Source organism: Breoghania sp. JC706, assembly GCF_037026715.1.
Lineage (GTDB): Bacteria > Pseudomonadota > Alphaproteobacteria > Rhizobiales > Stappiaceae > Breoghania.
Genome location: NZ_JBANCG010000009.1, coordinates 39,557 through 65,810, shown reverse-complemented (window position 1 = coordinate 65,810; position 26,254 = coordinate 39,557). Strand labels below are relative to the sequence as shown.

Annotated in this window: 20 protein-coding genes; 10 read left to right on the top strand and 10 right to left on the bottom strand. The window is 63.9% G+C overall.

The genetic code is table 11. The features are described 5' to 3' along the window. Positions 1-204: 204 nt before the first annotated feature. The 6 genes from V2L18_RS18745 to V2L18_RS18720 form a co-directional block, all read right to left on the bottom strand. On the bottom strand, positions 205-1,161 hold the full coding sequence (locus tag V2L18_RS18745; protein ID WP_336179842.1) for a D-2-hydroxyacid dehydrogenase family protein: 957 nt from the start codon (positions 1,159-1,161) through the stop codon (positions 205-207). Positions 1,162-1,302: 141 nt separating this feature from the next. Next, entirely contained in the window at positions 1,303-1,941 is a 639-nt protein-coding gene (locus V2L18_RS18740; RefSeq protein ID WP_336179841.1) for a GntR family transcriptional regulator, read from the bottom strand. 98 nt (positions 1,942-2,039) lie between these two features. Next, positions 2,040-3,362, bottom strand: a complete 1,323-nt coding sequence (locus V2L18_RS18735; RefSeq protein ID WP_336179840.1) for an aspartate aminotransferase family protein — start codon at positions 3,360-3,362, stop codon at positions 2,040-2,042. Between the two features lie 49 nt (positions 3,363-3,411). Beyond that, positions 3,412-3,843, bottom strand: coding sequence for a universal stress protein (locus tag V2L18_RS18730; protein ID WP_336179839.1), 432 nt, complete (start codon positions 3,841-3,843; stop codon positions 3,412-3,414). 11 nt (positions 3,844-3,854) lie between these two features. Continuing rightward, positions 3,855-6,488, bottom strand: a complete 2,634-nt coding sequence (locus tag V2L18_RS18725) for a TRAP transporter permease (RefSeq protein ID WP_336179838.1) — start codon at positions 6,486-6,488, stop codon at positions 3,855-3,857. A 152-nt stretch (positions 6,489-6,640) separates the two neighbouring features. Next, a complete protein-coding gene (locus tag V2L18_RS18720; protein ID WP_336179837.1) occupies positions 6,641-7,606 on the bottom strand; it encodes a TAXI family TRAP transporter solute-binding subunit in 966 nt (321 codons plus the stop codon). A 117-nt stretch (positions 7,607-7,723) separates the two neighbouring features. Here V2L18_RS18720 and V2L18_RS18715 point away from each other — a divergent pair, with 117 nt between their 5' ends. After that, positions 7,724-8,605, top strand: coding sequence for a MurR/RpiR family transcriptional regulator (locus V2L18_RS18715; RefSeq protein ID WP_336179836.1), 882 nt, complete (start codon positions 7,724-7,726; stop codon positions 8,603-8,605). Positions 8,606-8,648: 43 nt separating this feature from the next. On the opposite strand, the gene V2L18_RS18710 is transcribed toward V2L18_RS18715, so the two are convergent. The 4 genes from V2L18_RS18710 to V2L18_RS18695 all read right to left on the bottom strand — a co-directional run bounded on the left by V2L18_RS18710 (position 8,649) and on the right by V2L18_RS18695 (position 16,192). Continuing rightward, positions 8,649-10,418, bottom strand: coding sequence for a hydantoinase B/oxoprolinase family protein (locus tag V2L18_RS18710; RefSeq protein WP_336179835.1), 1,770 nt, complete (start codon positions 10,416-10,418; stop codon positions 8,649-8,651). Next, a complete protein-coding gene (locus V2L18_RS18705) occupies positions 10,415-12,532 on the bottom strand; it encodes a hydantoinase/oxoprolinase family protein (protein ID WP_336179834.1) in 2,118 nt (705 codons plus the stop codon). Before V2L18_RS18705 ends, V2L18_RS18710 begins: the two co-directional genes overlap by 4 nt. Positions 12,533-12,600: 68 nt before the next feature. Next, positions 12,601-15,345 carry a molybdopterin cofactor-binding domain-containing protein gene (locus V2L18_RS18700; RefSeq protein WP_336179833.1) on the bottom strand — a complete coding sequence of 915 codons (2,745 nt, stop codon included), beginning with the start codon at positions 15,343-15,345 and terminating at the stop codon, positions 12,601-12,603. A 1-nt stretch (position 15,346) separates the two neighbouring features. Further along, complete coding sequence (locus V2L18_RS18695; RefSeq protein ID WP_336179832.1) at positions 15,347-16,192, bottom strand: xanthine dehydrogenase family protein subunit M; 846 nt, start codon at positions 16,190-16,192, stop codon at positions 15,347-15,349. Between the two features lie 197 nt (positions 16,193-16,389). Here V2L18_RS18695 and V2L18_RS18690 point away from each other — a divergent pair, with 197 nt between their 5' ends. From V2L18_RS18690 to V2L18_RS18650, 9 genes are all read left to right on the top strand, one after another. Then, positions 16,390-17,229, top strand: a complete 840-nt coding sequence (locus tag V2L18_RS18690) for a ferredoxin--NADP reductase (RefSeq protein WP_336179831.1) — start codon at positions 16,390-16,392, stop codon at positions 17,227-17,229. A 186-nt stretch (positions 17,230-17,415) separates the two neighbouring features. Then, positions 17,416-18,873 (top strand): 6-hydroxynicotinate reductase, encoded by a 1,458-nt coding sequence (locus V2L18_RS18685; RefSeq protein ID WP_336179966.1) that lies wholly within the window; start codon positions 17,416-17,418, stop codon positions 18,871-18,873. After that, a complete protein-coding gene (locus V2L18_RS18680) occupies positions 18,852-19,781 on the top strand; it encodes a UPF0280 family protein (protein WP_336179830.1) in 930 nt (309 codons plus the stop codon). The genes V2L18_RS18685 and V2L18_RS18680 overlap by 22 nt, the downstream gene beginning before the upstream one ends. Further along, a complete protein-coding gene (locus V2L18_RS18675) occupies positions 19,774-20,358 on the top strand; it encodes an amino acid synthesis family protein (RefSeq protein ID WP_336179829.1) in 585 nt (194 codons plus the stop codon). Before V2L18_RS18680 ends, V2L18_RS18675 begins: the two co-directional genes overlap by 8 nt. Positions 20,359-20,390: 32 nt before the next feature. Then, positions 20,391-21,458: an aromatic ring-hydroxylating dioxygenase subunit alpha gene (locus V2L18_RS18670; protein WP_336179828.1), complete on the top strand. Its 1,068-nt coding sequence runs from the start codon at positions 20,391-20,393 to the stop codon at positions 21,456-21,458. Positions 21,459-21,563: 105 nt separating this feature from the next. Then, complete coding sequence (locus V2L18_RS18665; protein ID WP_336179827.1) at positions 21,564-22,766, top strand: ABC transporter substrate-binding protein; 1,203 nt, start codon at positions 21,564-21,566, stop codon at positions 22,764-22,766. 79 nt (positions 22,767-22,845) lie between these two features. After that, complete coding sequence (locus tag V2L18_RS18660; protein ID WP_336179826.1) at positions 22,846-24,708, top strand: ABC transporter permease; 1,863 nt, start codon at positions 22,846-22,848, stop codon at positions 24,706-24,708. Further along, positions 24,705-25,484 (top strand): ABC transporter ATP-binding protein, encoded by a 780-nt coding sequence (locus V2L18_RS18655; protein ID WP_336179825.1) that lies wholly within the window; start codon positions 24,705-24,707, stop codon positions 25,482-25,484. Before V2L18_RS18660 ends, V2L18_RS18655 begins: the two co-directional genes overlap by 4 nt. Continuing rightward, complete coding sequence (locus V2L18_RS18650) at positions 25,477-26,190, top strand: ABC transporter ATP-binding protein (RefSeq protein WP_336179824.1); 714 nt, start codon at positions 25,477-25,479, stop codon at positions 26,188-26,190. Before V2L18_RS18655 ends, V2L18_RS18650 begins: the two co-directional genes overlap by 8 nt. Positions 26,191-26,254: the final 64 nt, after the last annotated feature.

The window sequence follows — 26,254 nt, the reverse complement described above, 5'->3', positions numbered from 1 at the left end:
GTCGAATTACACTTCCCGAATGTCTCAAACCGATTAACATTTCAAGAAATTCACATATATCCTACCGGCACATACCGCATTGCATCAAAAACGTAACAAGTAACCCAAAACCGTAGATTTAGACTTTTGTATAAGGCTATTTCATCAATAGGTTTGCGCGATGAAAAACCGAAGGTTGTTCCTACCCTTACCGTATCTTTCCGGTCATCGGGCGGACAGCAAACGGATCGGAGCACCTTCGAGATAGGCCTCCAGATCCTCGACCGTCTCACGATAGAAGACGGCATATGTTTCGCGCGTCACGTAGCCCAGATGCGGAGTCATGATCAGGTTCGGCGCCGCGTGAAGGGGATGACCTGCCGGCAGCGGCTCCTCATCGAAGACATCGAGCCCCGCACCACCAATCTGTCCCGCGAAAAGCGCCGCCATCAACGCCATGGTGTCAACGATGGGCGCGCGCGAGGTGTTGACCAGCACGGCATCCGGCTTCATCAGCGCCAGTTCAGCAGCGCCAATCAGCCCTTGTGTGCGTTGCGAAAGACGCGTGTGGATGCTGACGAAATCGGCGCGCGTCAGAAGATCGTCCACACTGTCCGCCCGCTCCACTCCGACTTCTGCGCAGCGTTCGTCCGTGAGATTTGCGCTCCAGGCGATCACGTTCATTCCGAAGGCTTTGCCGAACCCCGCGACCTGCGCCCCGAGCCGACCTAGACCGATAATTCCGAGCATTGCGCCACGCAGATCCCGCCCGACATCGACCTGCCAGCCGCCGCCGGCAATCGAACGCACTTCAGGTAACAGCTTACGCGCCAGCCCTATGATCAGCCCGAAAGCGAGCTCGGCGGTTGCATGCCCAGGCGAATGCGTGCCGCAGACGATCACGCCGCATCTCTCGGCCGCCTCCATGTCGATGGCCGCGTTGCGCATTCCGGTGGTGACCAACAGCTTGAGATTGGGCAGGGCCTCGATCACCGAAGCGGGAAAAGGCGTACGCTCACGCATGAGGCAGATGGCGTCGTACGGCTGCAATTCGGCCACGACGTCTTCTTCGCCGCCCAGCGGCGCCGAATAGACGGTGACATCGGCCTTGCCGTCGACACCGCCCCAGTCGGCATAAGTGCGGGCAACCCGCTGATAATCATCGAGAACCGCGATGCGCATGTTGTCCAAGGGCTCCGGATCGCTTCAATTTCATGACGGGATGCACCTGGACCAAGGCAACGGGACCGCAGCCCGATCACCCATTATGCCAATTCTCTTATTCTCACGTTGCAGTCCAAGCGGGCTTGTACCGCGACGCGGTCAGGTTAGCAGCATCGAAACCCGGTTCTGATATGCGGTGGCCACGTGGCGCCGGGTCGCCTTTTCGGCGGCGTCCGGATCACGGGCCGCGATCGCCTCCACGATGGCCTCGTGTTCGGCAATCGACTGGGCCCCGCGTTCGGGCAGCGACAGGGTCGTTCCCTCGATCAGCGCCATGTGGACGCGCATTGTGTCGAGAAGCTGGTTCAGATAGCGATTGTGTGAAGAGCGATGGATGATCCGGTGAAACCGCCGGTTGACGACCGCCAGTTCGACCGGCTTGTCGACCATGGCGCGCCCCTCTTCCACGAGCTGGCGGAGCAGCGCGATTTCCTGCGGGGCGGCATGGAGCGCGGCGCCGCGCGCGGCCGAACCCTCCATCACTTCCCGCGCCGCGTAAAGCTCGCCGATCTGATCGTAATCAAGAGCCGCGACGACGCAGCCCCTGTGCGCGTTGTGCGTGACCAATCCCTGTGCCTCAAGCCGCCGAAGCGCCTCCCGGACCGGCGTGCGCGACGTTCCGAACCGTTCAGCCAGGCGCGATTCGCGCAAGGCGTCGCCGGGCCCGAGTTCCCCCTGCTCGATCGCATCGATCAGGCGGTCGTAGAGGCTTTCAGGATTGGCAGGCGTGCTTTTCATACGGGACAATGTATACGATTGTTCTCGAATTCGCGAATGGAATACGCTGCAAACAGCGCCGCTGCACCCGCTCTCGGCGGATCCCAACGCGTGGGCTGTCAGGTCACTCTGGACATGGCAACGCCGAGCTTGTCGACAAGTTCTCCGATCTGATCGTCGGAGATGATGAACGGCGGGGCCAGCAGCACATGATCGCCGCGCCGTCCGTCGATGGTGCCGCTCATGGGATAACAGATCAGGCCCGCCTCGAAAGCAGCCTTCTTGATCGCCGCAGCGACCCCGCGCGCGGGATCGAACGGCTCTCTTGACGCCCTGTCCGAGACGATCTCGACGCCACGAAACAGGCCGCGGCCGCGAATGTCGCCGACATGCGGATGCTGGCCGAACGCGGCGTGCAGAGCCGCTTCGAGCTTCTCGCCCTGCTCCCTGACCCGGGCGACGAGGTGGCGTTCGTCGAGGGCCTTGACCACCGCCCGCCCCGCCGCAGCCGCCAGCGGATGGCCCATGTAGGTATGGCCGTGCTGGAAGAAGCCCGACCCGGCCGCGATCGCATCGTAGATCCGCCCCGAACACAGCATCGCTCCGATTGGCTCGTAGCCGGCGCCGAGCCCCTTCGCAATGGTGAGGATATCGGGCCTGACGCCGTCCTGCTCGCAGGCAAAGAACGACCCCGTCCGCCCCATGCCGCACATCACCTCGTCAAGGATAAGAAGCACGCCGTGACGGTCGCAGATTTCGCGAATGCGGCTGAAATACCCCTCCACCGCAGGGACGGCTCCGAGTGTTGCACCGACGACGGGTTCCGCGACAAAGGCCATGACCGTCTCAGGTCCCAGACGCTCGATCTCGGCCTCGAGTTCATCGGCAACGCGCCGGCCGTAATCGGCCTCGGCCTCGCCGTCATTGCACCCGCGATAGGCGTAGCAGGGCGATATGTGGGATGTTTCAACCAGCAACGGCGCGAACTGGGCACGCCGCCAGGCATTACCGCCAGCCGCCAGCGCTCCCAGCGTGTTGCCGTGATAGCTCTGACGCCTCGCGATGACCCGGTGACGACCGGGCTCGCCGGTCTCCACGAAATACTGGCGCGCGACCTTGATCGCCGCTTCCACCGCTTCCGAACCACCGGAGACCAGATAGACGCGTTCGATGCCTTCCGGCGCATGATCGATCAGAAGATCGGCCAGCTCCTCGGCAGCATCGGAGGTAAAGAAGCTCGTGTGCGCAAAGGCGATGTCATCGAGTTGCGCGCGAATAGCGGCGGCGACATCGGCGTCGGAATGACCGAGACACGAAACGGCAGCGCCCCCGGAGCCATCGAGATAGCGCTTGCCCGACCTGTCGATGATGTAGCAGCCATCGCCCTTGACTGCCACGGGCGGAGACAACCGCGTGGAGCGCCCGAAAATATGTCCGGTCATACTGTCTTGTTTCTTGATCTTGTTCGGTCTCTGTCGATCTGACAGAGCATTAACTGGTTGCGCGCACCACGAAGACCGACTGGTTGGCGTGGCGCACGACCCGCGCGGCGTTGGGGCCGAGCAGATAGTCCTTGAGCTCGGGCCGGTGCGAAGCCATGACGATGAGATCGCAATCGAGCTTGTCGGCGGCCTTCATGATCTCATCGTAAATGGTACCGTGGGCGACATGGCCTTTCGCCTCACTGGCCTTTGGCTGCTCTGACATGAACTCGGTCATGGCGGAACGTGCGGCCGAAAGAGCCTTCGCCTCGTAGTTATCAGGAAAGAACGATCCGACGATCGACATCGAATAGGTCGGGACAACCGTGAGCAGATGCAGCTCTGCACCGGCCGCCGCGGCGATGTACGCCGCCTCTTCGAGGACCTGGGCAGCGACAGCCTTGTCCTGCAGGTCGAGGGGAACGAGTATCCGCTTGTACATTCGGCCTCTCCTCAGAATGCCGGAACGGTCTGGCGTCTACGCTGCAACATGACCACGAAGGCCAGCAGCACCAGAGCAGGAATATAGAACAATTCCTTCGGCATCCTTTCCGCCTCGGTTTCGATTTTCGATACCTGCACCGGCGTGTCCGCGTAGAAATCGTAGTTCGAGAGTTTCTGGAAGAACGCCGTTCCGGGGAACGGCTCCTCCAGGAGCGCCTTTCCATCCGCCTCGTTGACAACGAGGCCCGCGCGCTTCAGCCGCTCAGCCCCCTCGCCCGGCGCGCCGAGATCGACCCGAACCGTCAGCGTGTCCGGCTTGCCGGTGTCGAAATCCGGCCCCGTTATCACGAACCGTATGGACCCGTTCGCAGGTGCATCGCCGGCCATCTGCAGAAGTTCCGTGCCGGGATGCTCAACAAAGGGCGCCTCCAGATAATCGAGCCAGAAGCCCGGTCGGAAGAGGGTAAAGGCGACGAGCAGCAATGCAGCCGATTCCCATAGCCGGCTGCGCGCCAGGAAGTAGCCCTGCGTGGCAGCGGCAAACAGCAGCATAGCCACAACGGCCACACAGAAGATGAAGACCGCCTTCAACGGCGTGACATCGATCAGCAGCAGTTCGGTATTGAACACGAACAGGAACGGCAGAAGCGCGGTCCGGATGTCGTAGGCAAAGCCCTGGATACCGGTGCGGATAGGATCGCCACCGGATATTGCGGCCGCGGCGAAGGCTGCCAGCCCGACAGGTGGCGTATCGTCCGCCAGAATGCCGAAATAGAAGACAAAAAGATGCACCGCGACCAGCGGCAGAAGCAGCCCCGAGCCTTCGCCCACAGACACGATCACCGGTGCCATCAGGGAGGAGACCACGATGTAGTTCGCGGTGGTCGGCAGACCCATGCCAAGCAGCAGGCTCATGACGGCAACAAGCAACAGCATCGCCATCAGGCTGCCGCCGGACAGGAACTCGACGAATTCGCCCACGACCTGATGCAGACCGGTCAGCGACACCGTGCCGACGATGACGCCGGCCGCCCCCGTGGCGACGCCGATGCCGATCATGTTGCGCGCACCCGCGATCATGCCCTCGACGAAATTGTCCCAACCCTGCTTGAAGCCCTCCGCGAACGCCCCCTGCCCACGCATGAACTGCTTGAGGGGGTGCTGGGTCAGCACGATGAAGATCATCGCCACCGTGGCCCAGTAGGCCGACAGCGTCGGCGACAGGCGCTCGATGAGAATGCACCAGATCAGAATGACGATGGGCAGGATGAAGTGGAAGCCCGTGATCGCCACATCCCAAGGACGTGGCAGCACGTCGATCGGCGCGTTCGGATCGTCCGGTTCCAGATCGGGGTGGCGCGCGGCGGCCGATAGCAGCGCCAGATAGGCGATCAGGAAGAGAACCGTCGCACTCCAGAACCCCATTCCGGGCAGGACCACCTTAATCCAGCCGAGCCCGTAATAGACAACGATCGCGATAACCGCGACGAAGAGGAAGCCGAACAGCATGTTGGCGAGCCGGCTTGCGAGCGTGCCGACCGGCGTCGGCCGATCCAGCCCCTTCAGGCCGAGCTTCAGCGCTTCCAGATGCACGATGTAGACGAGTGCGATGTAGGAGATGATGGCGGGCAGGAAGGCGTGCTTGATGAGTTCGGGGTAGGAGACACCCGTGAACTCGGAGATCAGGAACGCTGCGGCCCCCATGACCGGCGGCGTCAGCTGGCCATTCGTCGAGGACGCCACTTCCACCGCGCCTGCCTTCTCCGGCTTGAAACCGGTGCGTTTCATCAGCGGAATGGTGAATGTACCGGTCGTCACCACGTTGGCGATGGAGGAGCCGGAATAAAGGCCCGACAGCGCCGATGCGACGACCGCCGCCTTGGCTGGCCCACCACGCAGATGGCCTAGCAGCGCAAAGGCAAGCTTGATGAAATAGCTGCCCGCGCCCGCCTTCTCCAGCAGGGAGCCGAACAGCACGAACAGGAAGATCATCGACGCGGAGACGCCGAGCGCCACGCCGAAGACGCCTTCCGTCTGCATCCAGTAATGCCACAGCGCCTTGGAATAGGAGGCCCCCTTCCACATCAGAGCTTCGGGCATGAAGGAGAGATGACCGAAGAAGACGTAGAGGACGAAGACGGAGGCAACGATCACCAGCGGCAGCCCCAGCGCCCGGAACACCGCGATGGCGAGCGTCAGCATCCCGATCGTGGAAAAGACCAGATCGGCCGTCGTCGGCAAACCGGCACGCCCGGCGATATCTTCCTTGAAGACCAGGAGATAAAGGCACGAGGCGCCCCCCAGAAGCGCCAGCACCCAGTCCTGAAACGGCACACGATCACGCGGACTGGACTTGAACAGGGGATAGGCCAGCATCGCCAGAACGAGGGCAAAGGCCAAGTGGATCTGGCGCGCTTCCTGGTTGTTGAAGACCAGATTGAGACCGGTCAGCTCCGTGAGAAAGAAGGGAACCGACGAGGCGATGTAGAGCTGGAAGCAGGACCAGACGAACGCCAGCGCCAGAATGGCCTTGCCCGCAAATCCGGCAGCGTGGCGCGCACCGGATTCGACCTCGGCGACCATCAGGTCCACATCGGGCGACCTGCGCGACGGCTCCTGCCGATCGGTGGTGTCGTGGCTCATGAGTGTCCCTCCTCGCGCCGATCGGAAGCCAGCCTCCGCCCGACCGCCAGCCCGGACCGGCCTGTGCGGGCTGGCCTATACGGACCGGTAATGCCTCAGTTCAATGAAAAAGCCTCCCGCGACTGACCGGCGCGGGAGGCTTGAGGGGCGGCTTACATCCAGCCGCGTTCCTTGTAGTACTTGATCGCACCCGGATGGAGCGGAGCGGACAGGCCGTCCTTGATCATCTCCTCCTCCTTCAGGTTGGCGAAGGCCGGATGCAGCTTCTTGAAGTCTTCAAAATTGTCGAAGACGGCCTTCACGACCGTGTACACGACGTCATCGGGAACGTCGGCGGAAGTGATGAATGTCGCGCCGACACCGAAGGTGGTCACGTCCTCGTCGGTGCCCTTGTACATCCCGCCGGGAATCGTCGCGATGCGGTAATAGGGGTTGTCGGCGACCAGCTTGTCGATCGGCTCGCCCTTGACCGAGACCAGCTTCACGTCGCAGGTCGTGGCCGCTTCGGTGATGGCGGCGGCCGGATGGCCGATGGTGTAGATCATCGCGTCGATCTTGCCGTCGCACAGCGCCTGGGCCATTTCGGAGCCCTTGAGTTCGGCAGCGAGCGAGAAGTCATCCATCGTCATGCCGAAGGCGTCCATGACCACTTCCGTGGTCGCACGCTGGCCCGAACCCGGATTGCCGACGTTCACTTTGTGGCCCTTGAGATCGGGGAAGCTATTCACGCCGCTATCGGCGCGCACGATCAGCGTGAAGGGCTCGGGATGCACGGAAAAGACCGCGCGCTCTTTTTCGAACGGCCCCTGATCGGCGAATTTCGAGGTGCCCTTGTAGGCATGATACTGCCAGTCGGACTGGGCGACGCCGAACTCCAGTTCACCCGCACGTACGGTGTTGATGTTGTAGACGGAACCACCTGTGGATTCGGCCGAACAGCGAATACCGTGCGTCTTGCGCTCCTTGTTGACCAGACGGCAGATGGCACCGCCCGTCGGATAATAGACACCCGTGACACCGCCGGTGCCGATCGAGATGAAGCGCTGGTCTGCCGCGTGCGCTCCGCCTGCCATTGCGAACGCAAGCACGGTCGCAAACATAGCCTGACGTCGGTTCATCGTTACCTCCGGAATTGTTTATCGGACCGAAATCGGTAAAGCTCCATAGAAACAGACGCATTCCTTTTGTCAATCTAGCAGGGCATATGTTTCACAGGTCGGGGGATATCCTTGAGCGTGCCGAAACGATCCGCGGAGGAATTACGGGCAGGACTATGCAAGATCCTCGAGGAGGGGCCACGGCAGCTGTCCGTCTTTGCAGCGTGGACACTCGACAACTACCAGGAAGTGGCGTTCCGCTCGCTGCGTTCGGCGGCAAGGGCGGCATCCGTAAACCAGAACTCTGCGGTAAGGCTCGCCAAGGCGCTCGGTTATCCGGGCTACGCTCCATTCCGAAACGACATCCAGACGGCATTGCGCGACGGTTTCGTGCCGTATTCCGCGCGTGCCCGTGCGCTCAACGAACGCGACGACAAGAATACCTGGCAGGAGCTTCGCGCAGCCAGCGAAGCCAACATTGCGGCGGCGTTTTCGCCCGCCATGCATGCGCTTCTTGCCACATGCGCTAAGGAGTTGGTGGCGGCCCGCCGGATCTATTGCATCGGCGTCCGGAGCTGCTTCTCCGTCGCCCACTATTTCACCTATGTGGGCGCGATGGCATTCGCGAACGTCATCCACACTCCCAATGAGCCAGGCGGCATCATGGACATGGTGTCGCAAGCCGGTCCCGAGGATATGGTCATCGCCATAACCTACGAGCACTATTCCTGGGAGGTTGTGCGCGGCGTTTCAATCGCGCGTGATTGCGGAGCACGCGTCATCGCGCTGACCGACAGCATGAAATCCCCGATCGCGCGAGGCGCCTGGAAAGTGGTCCCCTTGCCCATGGAAGGGCCGCACTTCATGCCTTCGCTGGCGCCCGCATTCTCGATCATCGAACTTCTTCTCGCTGAGATGATCCTGCGCGCGCCAGCCGCGGAAAAACGCGTCCGGGATTTTGAGGAACGGATCAGACGCTTCCGCGGCTACGTCTCAAGCGATCCTTTGTCAGACCCGTAAGGCTTTATTGCAGGAAATACTCAGGCAGCGTCGGCCCGGCCCATCAAGAGGCGGCCTGCACGTCGAGCCCGCCGCCTCCACGCGCTCTCAGTCGAGCGGTTTCGGCCTGCTTGACCGAGCCGTCTGCCGCCAGCACCACCGCGAAAAGATCACGGACCTCAGCCAACGTGTAGCGGCCGCGCCGCACATCCTCGGCGACCAGCTCCGGGTCCCGCTCAAACGGATCGCCGTAACCGCCGCCGCCGGGAGTTCCGACCCGCACCCGGTCGCCGGGTTTCAACGGAATGTCCTGCGCCTTGGACAGATGATCCGGCACGATGGCCTTGCCGCCCTGCCAGACGATGACGGAATTGGGCTTGCCATCCCTGCCGCCGAGCGCGCCCTGCGGGCCGAAGCGGCCGTGATCCATGACGAAGCTCGCCGTTGCGTGCCCGCGCCTCAGCTCGATTTCGTAATCGAGCCCGAAGCCGCCGCGATGCTTTCCGGCACCGCCTGATCCTTCGCGCAATGCATAGCGATGATAGAGAACCGGAAACTGCTGTTCCATGATCTCCACCGGCGGCGCCTTTGAGATGCCGATGGTGGAGCATCCGTTCGACAACCCGTCGTGATCGGAATTGCCGCCGTAACCGCCGCCGGAGATCTGGTACATGACGAAGCCTCGACCGCGCTCGGGATCGTGACCGCCAAGCGCGAAGTTGCCGGAACTTCCCGCCGGCGCCGCCGTCACCCGGTCAGGCAGCGCCTCGACGAGGGCGGCAAACACGGCTTCCGCGATGCGCTGGCTGACCTCCGCCGCGCACCCCGAGACAGGGCGCGGATAATGCGCGTCGAGGAATGTCCCTTCAGGAGTGATCACGTTCAAGGGCTCGAAGGCGCCGGCCGAGATCGGCACATCGGGAAAGATATGTCGCATGGCGAGATAGACCGACGACAGCGTCGTCGCCAGCACCGAGTTCATCGGCCCCATGCACGGCTTTGATGAGCCGGCAAAGTCGAAGGTCAGCTCTCCGTCCTTCGCGGTGACGGCAAGGCGGATCTCCAGCGGCTCGTTCACCACACCGTCGCTGTCCACGTAGGCGAGCGAGCGATAGAGCCCGTCGGGGATCAGGCGGCAATTGGCCCGCATCTGCTCGGCCGCGCGCCGGCGCAACTCGCGAATAGCCCCGCGCACCACGTCGTCGCCGTAGCGGTCGAGAATGCGATTGAGTCGCGCCTCCCCGACGAGAAGGGCCGCGGCCTGCGCCTTCACATCGCCTATGCGCTGTTCGGAAACGCGGATGTTGGAGCAGATGATCGAATAGATTTCCTGATCGAGCACGCCCTTTTTGAAAAGCCGCACCGGCGGAAGCCGCAGGCCTTCTTGCTCCACCGACGTCGCGGAGGCCGAGAAACCGCCAGGAACCGCCCCGCCCGTATCGGGCCAGTGACCCGTGTTCGACAGCCAGCAAAAGATCTCGCCGTCCCGGTAGAACGGCATGGCGAAGCGCACGTCCATCAGGTGCGTGCCGCCGAGATAGGGATCGTTGACGATGTAGATGTCGCCGGGCTCGGGTGCCGCAACCTTGCCTTCAGCGATCATCGCAATCAGCGTGCGTGTCGAGGCCTGCATCGTGCCGACGAAGACCGGCAGCCCGCCGACACCTTGGGCGATGAGCGAGCCGTCCTCGGCCGAATAGATGCCGTCGGAGCGGTCGTTCGCCTCCGCGATGACGGGCGAGAAGGCCGCGCGCGAAAAGCTCAGATCCATCTCGTCGCAGACCTGCTGGAGCCCCGACTGGATGACGGAAAGCGTGATCGGATCAAGGCTCATGCGTCGTCTCCCCAATGGCTCGGCGCCAGCGTGATGATGAGGTTGCCGTCACCGTCCTGGATGCCCCTGTCGCCCGGCTCGATGACGATGGTCGTGTCCATCTGCTCGATGATGGCCGGCCCCTCGATTTCCGCATCGAGAGGAAGAAAGTCGCGCCAGTAGACGGGCGTTTCAGTGAAGTCGCCGAACCAGACGCGACGTATCCCGGTGCGGGCTTCCTCTAGCGAAGCCTTTCGGCCGACCGGATCGATCAGCAGCGACAGGTCGATCTCCTCCCGCCGCCCGACGACGGAGGTGTTCACGTTGACGAGGCTCGCCTTGATTTCCGGCAGTTCCACGTGGAAGCGGTTGAAATAGGCCTCCTCAAACAGCCGCTGGAGATCGTCCAGGCTCGGCCGGTCGGTATCGATAGGCACGCGCAGCAGGTGCGTCTGGCCGATGAACTGCATGTCGACGGAGCGGATCTCCTTCACCGCCTCGATGCGCACGTTCTCCTTGCCGATCAGCGCCCGGCCTTCCGCCGACTGCTGGTCGAAAAGCGCATGCACCGTCTCGATGTCGAGTGCCGCCAGCGGCTTGTTCACGGTGTTGACGAAATCGTGCCTGAGATCGGCGACGACACATCCGAGCGCATTGGTGATGCCGGGGCGCGCCGGCACGAGCACGCGCGGCACACCGAGTTCGCGCGCGATCGCGGTCGCGTGCAGCGGACCCGCGCCACCAAAGGCGAAAAGCGCGAAATCGCGTGGATCCTCGCCGAGGCTGACCGACACCATGCGCACCGCGTCCGCCATGCGCGTATTGGCGACCCTGAGCACGGCGGCCGCAGCCTCGATGGCACCGATGCCGAGCGGCTTTCCGAGCTTTTCGGCAAAGATCGCCTCGATATCGCCGAGCGAGACCTTGCTTGCGACCGAGTTGAGCTTTTCCGGGTTCATCCGACCGAGCAGCAGATTGGCATCCGAGATCGTCGGCCGGATGCCGCCGCGCCCGTAGCAGATCGGGCCGGGGGTGGAGCCGGCACTTTCCGGGCCAACCTGTAGAAGCCCGGCTTCCGTCACCTGCGCGATCGATCCACCGCCCGCGCCCACCGTGCGCACATCCACCATCGGCACGTGGATCGGCATCGCGTATTCGATCTCGATCTCGTTGGAGACGGCGGGTTCCGCATCGCGGATGAGGGCGACGTCGGTGGAGGTGCCGCCCATGTCGTAGGTGAGCAGATTGGGAATGCCGGCGCGCCGGCCCGTCGTCGCCGCCGCCATGACGCCGGAGGCCGGGCCGGACATGACGGTTTTAGCCGCCTCAATGGCCACCCGCCGCGCCGACACCATGCCGCCGTTGCCGTTCATCACCAGCACGTCGTGGCGATAGCCCTCGCTTTCGAGCCGATCGGCAAGCCGTTCCACGTAGCGGCGCAGGAGCGGCTGGACGGAGGCATTGATCGCCGCGGTCACGCCACGCTCGAATTCCCGGCTTTCCGACAGCAGTGCGTGGCCGAGCGTGATGTTCTCGTTCGGCCAGACGTCTGCCGCGATTTCGCCGGCGCGAAGCTCGTGGGCGGGATTGGCATAGGCATGCAGGAAGTGGATCACCACGGCCTCGCAGCCCTCATCGATGAGCTGGCGCAAGGCGGCCCGCAGCGCATCCTCGTCAAGCGGCACCAGTTCATTGCCGTCCGCATCGAAACGCTCGGGAACCTCCAGCCGCAGGTTGCGCGGAATGATCGGCACGAAGTGACCCTTCATGCCGTAGGCGTTGGGGCGGGTCCGGCGGCCAAGCTCCAGCACGTCGCGAAAACCTTGCGTGGTGATAAGCCCGGTCTTGCAGAGATTGCGCTCGAGCACGGCATTTGTCGTCGTCGTGGTGCCGTGGACGATCAGATCGAGCGCACCGAGATCCGTTTCCGCCGCATCCAACGCGTTGAGGACCCCGAAAGCCTGGTTGTCGAGCGTCGTCGGTGTCTTGGCGAGACGCACCGTACGGGCACCCGCATCGAAAAGGACGAGATCTGTGAAGGTACCGCCGACATCGATGCCCGCCACCAGCGACTGGCGCGCAGGGGCATCCGGGGAGGCGGTTTCTGTCGGGGCGGCCAGAGGCGACACGCTCATGAATTGATCTTCTCGTTGACTGATGGAATGGGAAGGCGGGGCGTGCGCCCCGGAGCCGGTTCCGCCGCTCAAATGGCGCCGGACCGCCCGCGGATGGCCTGGAGAACCTTGTCGGGCGTTGCCGGCATGTGCCGGACTTTCGCACCCGAGGCATCGGTGATGGCGTTGATGATCGCCGGCGCCGTCGGAATCAGGCAGTGCTCGCCAAGCCCCTTCGCGCCATAGGGACCGTGCTGGTCGCCCGTCTCCAAAATCAGCACGTCGATGGGCGGTACATCGCCAATGGTCGGGATCAGGTAGTCGTGCAGGTTCTCGGTGCGTCCGGGCAGGAACTCCTCCATCAAAGCCAGACCGATGCCCTGCGCGACCCCGCCATGGACCTGCCCTTCCACCAGAAGCGGATTGATCGCCTTGCCGACATCGTGCGCGGCGATGATCCGCAGAAGCTTTACCGTGCCGAGCGCCATGTCGACCTCGACCTCCGCCATCTGGGCGGTGGTGCCGAACACGGCGTAAGGCTCGCCTTGCCCGTTCTCGTCGAGCGGCGCGGTCGGTGGATCGTAGCTCTCAACTGCCTCCAGCACATATGTCGCGTTGTCCGGCTTCAGCGAGGAAATATCGATAACTCGCTCACCGGCGGCATCGCGGGCAACGATGGTAGGCCCGGAGAGAGTCAGCTGCGCGTCGCTGGACACGTTGCAGAGCCTGAGGATCCGCGCCCTTAGTGCTTCGCCGCAGAGTCTGGCGGCATTCCCGGTGATGAAAGTCTGCCGGCTCGCGGAGGTCTTGCCGGCATCGGGGGTCTGGTCGGTATCCGGACCGATGAGCGAGATGGCCGCGACAGGCACACCCAGCGCCGTGGCAAAGATCTGGGTGATGACCGTGTTCGAGCCCTGCCCGATATCGGTCGCGCCCTGATGCAGGACGACCCTGCCATCCGCCGTGATGCCGGCGCGGATCGTGGACGGATTGGACATCGAGGTGTTGCCGCAGCCATACCAGCCGCCGGCAACGCCGACGCCGCGGCGGACATCTCCTCCAACCGATGCGTTGAAGCTTGCGGCATCAGCCAGAGCCCGCTTCCAGTGCGGCTCCAGCGCATCGAAGCAATCGATGATGCCCATGCCTTCGTTGAAGACCTGTCCCGTCACCGTGGGATCGCCGTTGCGAAGCGCGTTCCTGCGGCGAAATTCCAGCCGGTCGATGCCGAGTGCACGCGCGAGATCGTCGTAGAGCGGCTCTTGCGCAAGCGCGGATTGCGGCACGCCGAAACCGCGAAAGGCGCCGGCCGGCGCGGTGTTGGTGTGAATGCCGGCGCTACGTGCGACATAATTCGGTGTGCGATAGGGGCCGGAGGCATGGATCGGGACGCGGTTCGCCACTGTCGGACCCCAGCTTGCGTAGGCGCCGGTGTTGAAGGTTCCGTCGAACTCGACCGCGACGATGGTCCCGTCAGCCGCAGCACCAATCTTCATGGTGATTTCCGATGGGTGCCGCTTGGTGGAGGTGGAGATGGATTCGGTGCGCGAATAGGTGATGCGCACCGGCTTGCCACTCAGCCACGCGGCCAGCGCGGCATAAGGCTGGGCGGTCAGGTCGAGCTTGGACCCGAAGCCGCCGCCGACGGCCGTCGGCACCACGCGTACCGCGTCTTCGGGCAATCCCATAAGCCCGGCGAGCCCGGCCCGGTTCATGTAGGGCGCCTGCGTACAGCAATGGACTTCCAGCCGGTCGCCGCGCCGCTCCGCGTATCCCGCCTCCGGCTCGATATAGCCGTGTTCGATGAAGCCGGTGGAGAACGATCCTTCCACGACCACCGCCGCTCCCGGCATGGCCGCTTCGGGGTCACCGTGCTTCACGAACCCGCGACACATCACGTTGTCCGCCCGCCCCTCATGAAGATCGGCGATCGCGGTCGCCTCGTGCGGAGAAAGCGCGTGCGGCAGCGGCGTCCAGGTCACGGGAAAGGCGGAGAGATCAAGCGCGTCGACGACTTCGCCCGCTCCGACGACAGCCGCCACGGCCTCGCCTTTGAATCGGGTCTCGCCTTCCGCGAACATCGGCTGGTCCTCGAAACCCGGGATGACGCCGAAGCGGTTCACACCCGGCACGTCCGCCGCGCTCAGCACCAGATCGAGGCCGTTCGCCCGCCGATAGGCCTCAAGATCGCCCAGCTCGAAGGCTGCATGATGGTGCGGGCTGCGGATGAGCCTCACGACCAGCGCGCCTTCAGGTGCCACATCGTCGCCGAAACGCTCGGCACCTGATACCTTCGGCCAGCCGTCGACGCGCGCCATCGGCGTTCCGACGCCGCCCGGCGCGATGTGACCAGCGCTGCCCACATCCATCACCGCATCGATGATCTTGCGATAGCCGGTGCAGCGGCACAGGACACCGCCGAGCGCATCGAGAACCTCGCTCTCTTGCGGAGCCGGGTTCTCGCGCAGCAGGGCGACGGCGGACACCATCATGCCCGGCGTGCAGATGCCGCATTGGGCCGCCTGATGGCGCTGGAATGCATCGGCCAGCGCCTTTGCCTGGCGGTCATGGGCGACGAGACCGGCCTGCGTCTCGACATGCGCGCCCTCCACCTGGCCCAGCGCCGTGGTGCAGGAACACACCGCCACGCCATCGACCAGAACGGTGCACGCGCCGCAGTCGCCCGCGTCGCAGCCGACCTTGACGTCTTTCGCTCCACCGCGTTCGCGCAGCGCCAGCGACAGCCGCTCCGCCGGCGAGGCATCGATCTGGACGGCCTCGCCGTTCAGCCGGAAGGACACGCCGACCGGCGCTTCCACATCCACCAATGCCATTTCATGCCTCTCCCTTTGCGCACCGGACGATGGCGCGGCAGATCAGTTCGCGCGCGGCACTGCGCCGGTAGGAGGCGGGCGCACGCACATCGTCGATTGGGGTGAGTTGCGAAAGATCCGCGTCCATGAGCAGCGCCTTCAGCACGGCAAGCTCCGGTCGGGCTCCGACAAGCCGGCGCTCCGCATCGGGCAGTCGCGTCGCGACCGCCGAACAGGAGCCGACCGCGATGTTCACGTCCTTGATCGCGCCATCGACATCGAGGTCTAGCGCGACCGCGACCATCGCGATGGAGATGACGAGATAGCGCCGGGCACCGAGCTTCAGGAACGCCGAGCGCGCCTGCGGCCGGTCCGGAACCAGGATCGCGGTGACGATCTCGCCGCGCATGAGTTCCGTCTTGCGCACGCCGGTGATGAACCGCGCCAGAGGAAGAACACGGCGCCCCGAACGCCCCGCGACTTCCACCTGCGCATCGAGAGAGAGAAGCGGCGGCACGCCATCGGCCGCCGGCGAGGCGTTGCAGAGATTTCCCGCGATCGTCCCGGCGTTCTGGATCTGGATGGAGCCGACGTCGCGCGCCGCCTGGCGCAGCCCGTCGAACATCGCCGGCAGCTCGACTGCCTTCGCGATTTTCGACCATGTCGTGGTCGCACCGAAACGCCAGACATCGCCTTGTCTTGAGATGCCGGAAAGTCCGTTCACACGGGAAAGGTCGACAATCGGTTCCCGCGTGGTTCTGCCACCCAGTGCCGGAAAGAAATCGGTGCCGCCGGCCAGAATACGGGCCGGCCGCTCCGCAATGAGGACAAGGGCACTCTCAAGGGTCTCTGGGCGGTGGAACTGCATTGTCTCCCTCAACGCATTCGTTTGTATGCTAACAAAGTAGAGCCGCAACCCGGGAGGACTGTCAAGCACAGCCCCGAGGCATCGTTGCGCAAATTTTCAGCACGCACTTTTTGTTTGCACGTCTTGCAATTTTCGTTTGTATACTAACAATAATCGACCGCAACGGCAATTCCCCGATCCAAGCCCCGGAGCCTCCGATGTCCGACACGCTCGCCAGCGAAACCGTCACTCCCGTCCTTGAGGGCAAGCCCTCCCCCTTTGCCGTTCCCACCGGCTGCTATCCGCTGACGGTGAGCGAGGTGCAGCACTACACCGACCGGCTCTTCCGCTTCCGCGTCACGCGCCCCCGGGAATTCCGGTTCCGCTCCGGCGAGTTCGTCATGATCGGCCTGCCCAATTCCGAAAAGCCGGTCTTCCGCGCCTACTCGATCGCAAGCCCGTCCTGGGACGAGGAACTGGAGTTCTTCTCCATCAAGGTTCCCGACGGCCCGCTGACCGAACACCTCCAGAAGATCCGCGAGGGCGACACGGTGCTGATGCGCAAGAAAGCAACGGGAACGCTGGTGAACGATGCCTTGGAGCCGGGAAAGCGGCTGTGGATGTTCTCCACCGGCACCGGCATCGCCCCCTTCGCCAGCCTCATCCGCGATCCCGAGACCTACGACAAGTTCGACACCCTCATCCTGACCCATGGTTGCCGGCTCGTCGATGAACTGAAGTACGGTCAGGATCTCGTGGCCGCGCTCCGCGAGGATCCGCTGATCGGCGAACTGGTGGAGGGCCGGCTGATCCACTATCCGACCGTTACCCGCGAACCCTTCGAACGCCAGGGCCGCATCACCGATCTCATCACCTCGGGCAAGCTTTTCGAAGACCTCGGCCTGCCGCGCATGGGGCCCGAGGACGACCGCGGGATGATCTGCGGCTCCATGGCCATGCTGAAGGACACCAAGGAGCTTTGCATCTCCCACGGCCTTGAGGAAGGGGCGAACAACAAGCCCGCGCAGTTCGTGGTCGAGCGCGCTTTTGTCGACTGATCTTCGGCGAAACACTGCCGATTGATGCGTTTCGCGGCATTCCTGCCCAGCAAATCAGCGATGCCGCTGCGCAAATCCCGTTGACGGGATTTTCTGAAACATGTTTGCATACTAACAAATGGAGGGCCGAGAGTGAGTGCAGCCAACGGCAAACCGGAAAAGATCCGCTGCGATGCATGCCCGGTCATGTGCTACATCGCCGACGGTCGCTCCGGCGCCTGCGACCGCTACGCCAACGAGGACGGCAAGCTCGTCCGCCTCGATCCGCTGAAGATCCTTGAGAACGCCGCCGAGGCGGGGACCGAGATCGTGCCCTTCCTGGAGCGCGAGTGGGACGGCGAGATCGTGCCCGGCCCCGAGACCTTCATCACCGCGATCGGCGCCGGCACCACCTATCCCGACTACAAGCCGGCCCCCTTCATCGTCGCCTCCGAACATGAGGGCGTCGACATGGTCACCGTCGTGACGGAGGGCATTTTCAGCTACTGCGGCGTTAAGCTGAAGATCGACACGGACCGGCATCTGGGCACCGAGTGCGCGCCCGTGCGCGCCGACGGCGAGATCGTCGGCCACGTCACCACATCCGAATATGGCAGCCAGATGCTGTCGCTCGGCGGCGTCCATCATCTGACCGGCGGCTCCAAGAAGGAAGGTCGCGTCACCTGTTCCACGATGCTTGGCCTTTGCAACGGCGAGGCCGCCGACCTGACCATCGACGGCGGCGCCGAGATCACTGTGCAGGCGGGCAGACCGCCTGTCATCAACGGCGCTCTGGAGGAGCGCATGCGGGTTGGCTGCGGCTCGGCCACGGTCGGCATGTTCGCCGCCCAATGGATGGGGCTCGTGGACGAGGTGGTTGTCGTCGACGATCACATCACCGGCGTCATGTCCGAGCACCAGGCCGGCAAGGTCATCGGCTGGCAGCCAACCGGCATCAAGATCAACGGCCGCCGCTCCACCCCCGGCCGCTATTTCCAGGTAGCCCAACCCGGCACCGGCTGGGGCGGCACGAACCTCACCGATCCCCTGAAAATCATCGGCGCGTTCGATCCCAAGACGGCAAAGCCCGGCCTTTCCCTGCTGATGGTCTCCACCACCGGCGAGCACGCCGCCTATTTCGAACTCGACGAGAACCTCGACCCCATCGAGAAGGACATGCCGGAACGCCTTCAGCCCTCGGTGAAGCGCATCGAGGAGAACTGCGAACCGGCGCTTACTTCCGTGCTGTTCATGGCGGGCGCGGGCGGCTCGCTGCGCTCCGGCGTGACCGAACATCCCGTCGGCCTCACGCGTTCGGTGCAGAAGGCGCTGACCTACGTGTCTTCCGGCGGCGCACCGGTGTTCATCTGGCCGGGCGGCGGCATCACCTTCATGGTCGACGTCACTCGCCTGCCGAAAAACGCCTTCGGCTATGTGCCGACGCCCGCTCTCGTCGCCCCCATCGAATTCACCATGCGCGCCGACGACTACAGGGCGCTCGGCGGGCACATGGACTACGTTATGCCCTTGGCGGAAGCGCTGGACGGCAAGACAGGGCGGCAGTCCGACCACATCCTGAAAGGCCGTCGCGGCGTGACCCGGTCCGGTGAAAACCCCTGGCCAACCGGACCCGGCAACTATCCGTGGAACAGGACCGCATCATGAGCAAAACCGTCCCATTCGAAGGCCCGACTGCCCGATGGCTGCCCGACCGCAACTCGTCGGGCCGTCGCCGGCTGCACCTGAGCCAAGGCCCAATAGACCTTGTGATCGAGGCGGTCGGTGACGAGCAAGAGGTGGCGCGCGCTTATGCCCAGGCGCATGAGGCGTTCGAGATGGTGCTCGAAGAGCTGGCACGCGAGCTCCCGCTGCTGCGTTCGTCGAACGCGGCGTGCCCGCGAGGCAGGGTGGCCCGGCTGATGCATGCGGCGACGGCCCCCTATCGGCCGGAGTTCATCACCCCCATGGCAGCGGTTGCAGGAAGCGTCGCCGATCACATCCTGGCGCGCCTCGTCGAGGGGCGAACGCTTGCGCGCGCCTACGTGAACAACGGCGGCGACATCGCGCTCCACCTCTGCGAGGGCATCTTCCGTATCGGAATCTGCGATGATCCGGTCACGGGCGCTGCCGGCGGCGTGGTGCTGCTAAACGCCAATGATGAAATAGGCGGCATCGCGACCAGCGGCTGGCGCGGACGCTCCCATTCTCTAGGCATCGCCGACGCCGTGACGGTTGTCGCAAGAAGTGCTGCAGAGGCAGATGCTGCCGCGACGATGATCGCCAACCAGGTCGATCTGCCCGGCTCGCCGCGCATCGAACGTACGCCGGCCCACGATCTCGCCCCAGACAGCGATCTGGGAGGCCGGCTCGTGACGACCGGCGTCGGCGATCTGACGCGGTCCGAAATAGCTACCGCGCTCGCCAACGGCGAAACAGCGGCGCGAAGCTATCTCGAACGCGGTCTTCTTTCGGCCGCCTATCTCGGCCTTGCCGGCGAGCGGCGTACCGTCTCGCCAACGACAATGATAACGCACCCCCAAAACCCTTTCAGGGAGGAACCTGTCTGTGCCTGAACCCGAAGTGCGCAAGCGCTCCATCATCATCGAAGAGATCTTCCACGAAGGCGGCCCCCTTGCAAAAGTACCGCGCCGCCGCGCCGCCATCCTGGCAGTGATCAAGAACCCCTTTGCCGGCAAATATGTCGAGGATCTCACCGGCTTCATGGACGACCTGAAGCCGCTGGGCCTGCAGATGACGAAGGATCTCGTCGACGCGCTCGGCGGCGATGTCAATGCGATCGAGGGCTACGGCAAGGGCGCCATCGTCGGTGCCGCGGGCGAGCTGGAGCACGGCGCGCTGTGGCATGTGCCGGGCGGCTACGCCATGCGCGAGATTCTGCCCGCATCGAAGGCCATCGTGCCGTCTGCCAAAAAGGTCGGCGGTCTGGGCGCGCGCATTGATGTGCCGATCACCCACACCAACGCATCCTTCGTGCGTTCGCATTTCGACGCGATGGAGGTCGGAATTCCCGACAGCCCGCGCGCAGACGAGATCCTGCTCGCACTTGTCATGACGACGGGCCCGCGCGTCCACGCACGCATGGGCGGGCTCAAGGCATCCGAAATCAAGGGAGAGGACGGCCTGCGATAGCGAACGGCCAGCCAGAGGAGGGAGAACTCGGCATGGAATTCATCCGCAACGCCTGGTACGTCGCAGGCTGGGCCCGCGAATTCGACCAGGAGCTACGCCGCTTCACGATCCTCGACGAGAACATCGTCATGTACCGCAAGGCCGACGGCACCGTCGCGGCGCTGGAGGACCGCTGTCCGCACAGGCTCTTGCCGCTCTCAAAGGGCAAGCGCATCGGCGACGACATCCAGTGCGGCTACCACGGCATGACCTTCGACTGCGAGGGAAGGTGCGTGCGCATTCCCGGCCAGTCCAACCTGCCAGCCTCGGCCTATGTCGAGACTTACCCCGTCCATGAGCGTCACGACATCGTCTGGATCTGGATGGGTGACAAGGAGAAGGCGGACCCGGCCGAGATCTTCGACATGCCCCAATTCGACGATCCGGACTGGGCCGTCCACCAGGGCGACGCGCTGCACCTGAAGGCCAATTACCTCAACGTTGCGGAAAATCTCGTGGACCCGGCCCATGTCAGCTTCGTCCACCCCACGACGCTTGGCAATTCGTCCTCGGAGAATGTGCCGGTCCACGTCTCCACAGAAGGCAGGGCCATCGTCGCCTGGCGCTGGATCCGCGATGGCGAACCTGTCGGTTTCTTCCGGAAATTCGGCGGCTTTACGGAGAACGTCGACCGCTGGCATTATTACTATCTCTACACGCCCTCAACAGCGGTCATCGATTTCGGCAGCGCGCCCGCAAGCAAGGCCATCTCCGAGGACGAACGCGACAAGGGCATCCGCATCTTCGCCCTTCACTTCATGACACCGGTCACCGCCAATCACACGATCGATCGCTGGATGCACATCCGCAACACCGCGCTTGATGACGAGACGGCAGCGGAGACGATGGACGAGCTGCTGCGCGGCGCGTTTCAGGAAGACAAGGAGGTTCTGGAGGCGATCCAGCAGGAAGAGGAGCGCCCACAAAGACGTCGTCCGATCCGCATCGCCATCGACAAGGGACCGATGGTCTACCGCAAACGCATCCGCGAACTGGTCGAACGGGAACGGACCCAGGATCTCGCGGCCTCACCGACGCCCGCCTACGTCTATCACGACTGACCGATAACAACGCCTGACAGAACCAGACCGGATAGAACCGGCACCCTTTCAGATCTGAAGAACGGTCGCAAAGACCGCGCACGCGACAACCAGAAAGAGGGACTAATGAAGAAGCTCATCACCACGGTGGCCGCATTGGCCACGGCTCTTGTTGCGGGAAGCGCGGCCATGGCCGCCGACAGCATCAAGATCGGCGACATCAACCACTTCAAGCGGCTTGCGGCCTTCGCGGAGCCGTATCGGCAGGGTATCGAACTGGCCGCCAAGCAGATCAACGACGCCGGCGGCGTCCTCGGCCGGCCGCTGGAATTCATCCACCGCGACGATGACGGCAAGCCGGGAGATGCGGTCAAGATCGCAGAGGAACTCATGACGCGCGACGGTGCGGTCATGCTGACCGGTTCGATCCTGTCGAACGTCGGCCTCGCCATCTCCTCCTTTGCCGGCCAGAAGGGCTACATCTACCTGGCCGCCGAACCGCTCGCCGATGACCTCGTGTGGGGCTCCGGCAACAAGTACACGTTCCGTCTGCGCGCCTCCACCTATGTCCAGGCTGCGATGCTGGCCGAGGAAGCCGCAAAGACTGATGCCGTAACGTATGCGACGATCGCCCCCAATTACGCTTACGGCAAGGCCGCGGTCGAAGCCTTCAAGAAGAACCTGAAAGCGCTGAAGCCGGACGTGAAGTTCGTGACCGAACAGTGGCCGGCGCTCTTCAAGATCGACGCTGGTGCAGAAGTCCAGGCGATCGAGGCCGCCAAGCCGGACGCGATCTATAACGTGACGTTCGGAACCGACCTGCAGAAGTTCGTGCGTGAGGGCACCACGCGCGGTCTTTTCGAGGGCCGCAAGGTTTACGGTCTGCTGACAGGCGAGCCGGAATATCTGGAGCCGCTCGGCGCAGAGGCGCCCGAAGGCTGGTACGTCACCGGCTATCCCTGGTATGCCTTCACCGACGGCCCGGCCAAGCAGTTCGTGGACGACTACGAGGCCGCCTATCCGGGTGAAACCCCGAAGATCGGCAGCCTGGTCGGCTACATGACGGCAAAGAGCATCGCCGCGCTTATCACCAAGGCCGGCTCCACGGACACAGACGCCATGCTTGAAGCCTTCAAGGACTTGAAGGTCGCAACGCCGATGGGCGAGATCACCTACCGTTCGCTCGACCACCAGTCGACCATGGGCGCCTATGTCGGCACCACGGCCGTGAAGGACGGAAAGGGCGTGATGGTCGACTGGTCTTACAAGGATCCGGCGCCCTACATGCCGAGCGACGACGAGATCAGGGAAATGCGGCCCGCAGACTGAGCGGCCGCTCTTCGCCCGTCGACACGTCCGCCGCCTTTGCGGCGGACGGCTCCCTTCCCGCGAAAATAGAACGAATGCTATGGGCCTTTTTGTTGCGCAGCTCCTGACCGGGCTTGCAAACGCGGCGGCGCTTTTCCTGGTGGCCTCCGGTCTCTCCCTGATTTTCGGCGTGACACGCATCGTGAACTTCGCCCATGGCTCGCTCTACATGCTGGGCGCCTATGTTGGCATTACGCTGATGGGCGTGCTGCCGGGCGTCGTCGGCTTCTGGGCTTCCATCGTTCTGGCCGGCGTCGCCGTCGGATTGATCGGCGTCGTCATCGAGATCTGTGTGCTGAGGCCCGTCTATCGAGCGCCGGAACTCTTCCAACTCGTCGCCACCTTCGGCGTCATTCTGGTGATCCAGGATCTAACGCTGATGGTCTGGGGCGGAGAAGACATGCTCGGGCCCCGTGCTCCGGGCCTCAAGTCGGTCGTGCGCATCCTCGGCGAACCCGTGCCGCAATACGATCTGGCCCTGATCGGGATCACACCCTTCATCCTGCTGGGCCTGTGGTGGCTCATCACCAAGACGCGCGTCGGCATCCTCGTGCGCGCGGCGACGCAAGACCGCGAGATGGTCGGCGCGCTGGGCGTCAACCAGTCCTGGCTCTTCACCGGCGTCTTTTTCCTGGGTTCCGCGCTCGCCGGCCTCGGCGGCGCGATCCAGTTACCCAAGGGCGGCGCAGACCTCCTGATGGACTTCTCCATCATCGCGGAGGTCTTCGTGGTGGTCGTGATCGGCGGCATGGGCTCCATTCCCGGCGCCTTCATCGCGGCCGTGCTGATCTCCGTCCTTAACGTTTTCGGCGTCGCCTACGTGCCCCAGAGCACGCTGGTGCTGATGTACATCGTCATGGCGGTCGTGCTGATGATCCGGCCCTGGGGCCTGCTGGGGCGCGAGGAGAAGGCCGGCGAGCACGGCCAGGTCGGCGAGCCGCAGCGCCCCATCAGACCGGCCGGATGGATCGGCCGAAGCTTCGTTCTCGCGGTCGTCGCGATCCTGGCGCTGGTGCCCATTCTCGGCTCGACCTTCGCGCAGGTGTTGATCACCGACATCCTGATCTTCTGCCTGTTCGCCACCTCCCTGCAGTTCATCCTGTCGACCGGCGGCCTCGTCAGCTTCGGACATGCGGTCTTCTTCGGCGGCGGCGCCTATGTTTCCGCCCTCCTCGTCACCTATTTCAACACACCGATGGAACTGGCCTTTGCGCTCGCTCCGCTGGGCGCCGGCATTCTCGCCATCGGCATCGGCTGGTTCTGCATCCGGCTTTCCGGCGTCTACTTCGCCATGCTGACGCTCGCCTTCAGCCAACTTGTCTGGTCGCTTGTCTTCCAGTGGGGAGAAGTAACTGGAGGCGACGACGGGCTGGTCAGCATCTGGCCCTCGAAATGGCTGTCGGGCACAACCGCCTACTACTATTTCACCCTCGCCATGGGCATCGGCGGCATCCTCGTGCTGCGCCATATCATGCATTCGCCCTTCGGCTACGCGCTGCGGGCAACCCGCGACAGCGCCCGCCAGGCGGAAGCGACAGGCATAAACGTCAAGCAGATCCAGTGGATGGCCTTCACCCTCGCCGGTGCCTTCGCAGGCCTCGCCGGCGGGCTGTTCGTCTTCTCCAAGGGCTCGATATTTCCCGATGAACTCAGCATCTCGACCAGCTTCGATGCGCTGATCGTCGTCTTCCTCGGCGGCGTGAAGACGCTGTCGGGCGGCGTCGTCGGCGCCGCCTTCATGGAGGGCGCCAAGGACTGGCTGACCCGGCTGGAATACTGGCGCCTGGTCCTCGGCCTTGTCATCATCGCGGTCGTCATCATCGCCCCCGACGGCATCGTCGGATCGCTGCGCAAGCTCGGAGAGCGGCTCGGGATCGTGCGCGAAGAGGAGAGCATGCAATGACCACGCCCGTCCTCAGCGTCAAGAACCTGACCCGCTATTTCGGCGGCCTGCGTGCCGTGCACGAAGTGAGCTTCGACGTCGCCCCCGGCGAACTCAAAGCTCTCATCGGCCCGAACGGGGCCGGCAAGTCCACCTGCTTCAACATGCTGATGGGCCAGATCCCGCCATCGAGCGGCAAGGTCGCGCTCAACGGCGAGCCGGTCACCGGCCTGCCGCCGCGCGAGATCTGGCGGCGCGGCGTCGGCCGCACATTCCAGATCACCGGCACCTACCAGTCCATGACGGTGGCGGAAAACGTACAGATGGCGCTGATCTCGCACCATCGTCGGCTGTTCTCCATGCTGCCCTACGCCTACCGGCTCTACCGCGAGGAGGCCGTCGCCCTGCTCGACGTCGTCGGCATGGCGGAACAGGCGGACCGTGCCTGCGCGATCCTTGCCTATGGCGACCTGAAGCGGCTGGAACTGGCCATTGCCCTTGCCCACAAGCCGAAGCTGCTGCTGATGGACGAGCCGACGGCGGGCATGGCGCCGCGCGAGCGCATCGCGCTGATGCAGCTCACCGCCGACATCGTGAAGGAACGCGGCATCTCCGTTCTGTTCACCGAGCACGACATGGACGTCGTCTTCGCCCATGCCCATCACATCATGGTGCTGAACCGGGGCGAGCTGATCGCCGACGGTACGGCGACCGAGGTCCGCTCCAACGCCCACGTGCAGGAAGTCTATCTCGGCGGCGGCACGCTCTATGCGGCGCAGGAGGCTCCCCATGCCTGATCACATGCTCACCGTCGAAGGACTGAACAGCTTCTACGGCAAGGCGCATATCCTCAACGACCTCGGCTTCTCGATCGATCGCGGCGAGGTGGTCGCACTACTGGGCCGCAATGGCGCCGGCAAGACCACGACCATGAAATCGATAATGCAGATCGTGCGGCCGCGCCGCGGCCGCGTGCACTTTCGCGGAACCGAAATCACCGGCATGCCGCCGCACAAGGTCGCCCGGCTCGGCCTCGGCTATGTGCCGGAGGAACGGCGGATCTTCACCGACCTGACGATCCTGGAGAATCTGGAGGTCGGCCGGCAGCCACGGCGCGCCGACACGCCGTTCTGGACGGAAGCCGACATGTTCGAGCTGTTTCCCAACCTCTGGGAGCGCCGCAACGCACAGGGCAAGGCCATGTCGGGCGGCGAGCAACAGATGCTGACAATCGCCCGCACGCTGATGGGAAATCCGAGCCTGCTGCTACTGGACGAGCCATCCGAAGGCATCGCGCCGATCATCGTGGAGCAGATGGCCGCGACGATCCTGAAGTTCAAGGCGCAGGGGCTGACGGTGATCATCTCAGAGCAGAACCTGCACTTTGCGAAGATCGTCGCGGACCGCGCCGTCATCATCGAAAGCGGAGAAAAGAAATTCGACGGTTCTTTTGCCGACCTTGAGAATCAACCGGAGATCCGCGATGCATACCTGTCGGTCTAGGCCGGCGTCCTTTATTCATCAATGAGCGAGGCCACGGCCCGACGGCACCCGACCGCCGCGTTCA

What these genes read in the sequence shown, in the direction of transcription:
- V2L18_RS18660 (WP_336179826.1), top strand. Translation starts at nt 22,846, where the DNA reads ATGGGCCTTTTTGTTGCGCAGCTCCTGACCGGGCTTGCAAACGCGGCG.
- V2L18_RS18670 (WP_336179828.1), top strand. Translation starts at nt 20,391, where the DNA reads ATGGAATTCATCCGCAACGCCTGGTACGTCGCAGGCTGGGCCCGCGAA.
- V2L18_RS18705 (WP_336179834.1), bottom strand. Translation starts at nt 12,532, where the DNA reads ATGAGCGTGTCGCCTCTGGCCGCCCCGACAGAAACCGCCTCCCCGGAT.
- V2L18_RS18720 (WP_336179837.1), bottom strand. Translation starts at nt 7,606, where the DNA reads ATGAACCGACGTCAGGCTATGTTTGCGACCGTGCTTGCGTTCGCAATG.
- V2L18_RS18685 (WP_336179966.1), top strand. Translation starts at nt 17,416, where the DNA reads ATGTGCTACATCGCCGACGGTCGCTCCGGCGCCTGCGACCGCTACGCC.
- V2L18_RS18710 (WP_336179835.1), bottom strand. Translation starts at nt 10,418, where the DNA reads ATGAGCCTTGATCCGATCACGCTTTCCGTCATCCAGTCGGGGCTCCAG.
- V2L18_RS18690 (WP_336179831.1), top strand. Translation starts at nt 16,390, where the DNA reads ATGTCCGACACGCTCGCCAGCGAAACCGTCACTCCCGTCCTTGAGGGC.
- V2L18_RS18665 (WP_336179827.1), top strand. Translation starts at nt 21,564, where the DNA reads ATGAAGAAGCTCATCACCACGGTGGCCGCATTGGCCACGGCTCTTGTT.
- V2L18_RS18740 (WP_336179841.1), bottom strand. Translation starts at nt 1,941, where the DNA reads ATGAAAAGCACGCCTGCCAATCCTGAAAGCCTCTACGACCGCCTGATC.
- V2L18_RS18695 (WP_336179832.1), bottom strand. Translation starts at nt 16,192, where the DNA reads ATGCAGTTCCACCGCCCAGAGACCCTTGAGAGTGCCCTTGTCCTCATT.
- V2L18_RS18725 (WP_336179838.1), bottom strand. Translation starts at nt 6,488, where the DNA reads ATGAGCCACGACACCACCGATCGGCAGGAGCCGTCGCGCAGGTCGCCC.
- V2L18_RS18650 (WP_336179824.1), top strand. Translation starts at nt 25,477, where the DNA reads ATGCCTGATCACATGCTCACCGTCGAAGGACTGAACAGCTTCTACGGC.
- V2L18_RS18745 (WP_336179842.1), bottom strand. Translation starts at nt 1,161, where the DNA reads ATGCGCATCGCGGTTCTCGATGATTATCAGCGGGTTGCCCGCACTTAT.
- V2L18_RS18655 (WP_336179825.1), top strand. Translation starts at nt 24,705, where the DNA reads ATGACCACGCCCGTCCTCAGCGTCAAGAACCTGACCCGCTATTTCGGC.
- V2L18_RS18730 (WP_336179839.1), bottom strand. Translation starts at nt 3,843, where the DNA reads ATGTACAAGCGGATACTCGTTCCCCTCGACCTGCAGGACAAGGCTGTC.
- V2L18_RS18735 (WP_336179840.1), bottom strand. Translation starts at nt 3,362, where the DNA reads ATGACCGGACATATTTTCGGGCGCTCCACGCGGTTGTCTCCGCCCGTG.
- V2L18_RS18700 (WP_336179833.1), bottom strand. Translation starts at nt 15,345, where the DNA reads ATGGCATTGGTGGATGTGGAAGCGCCGGTCGGCGTGTCCTTCCGGCTG.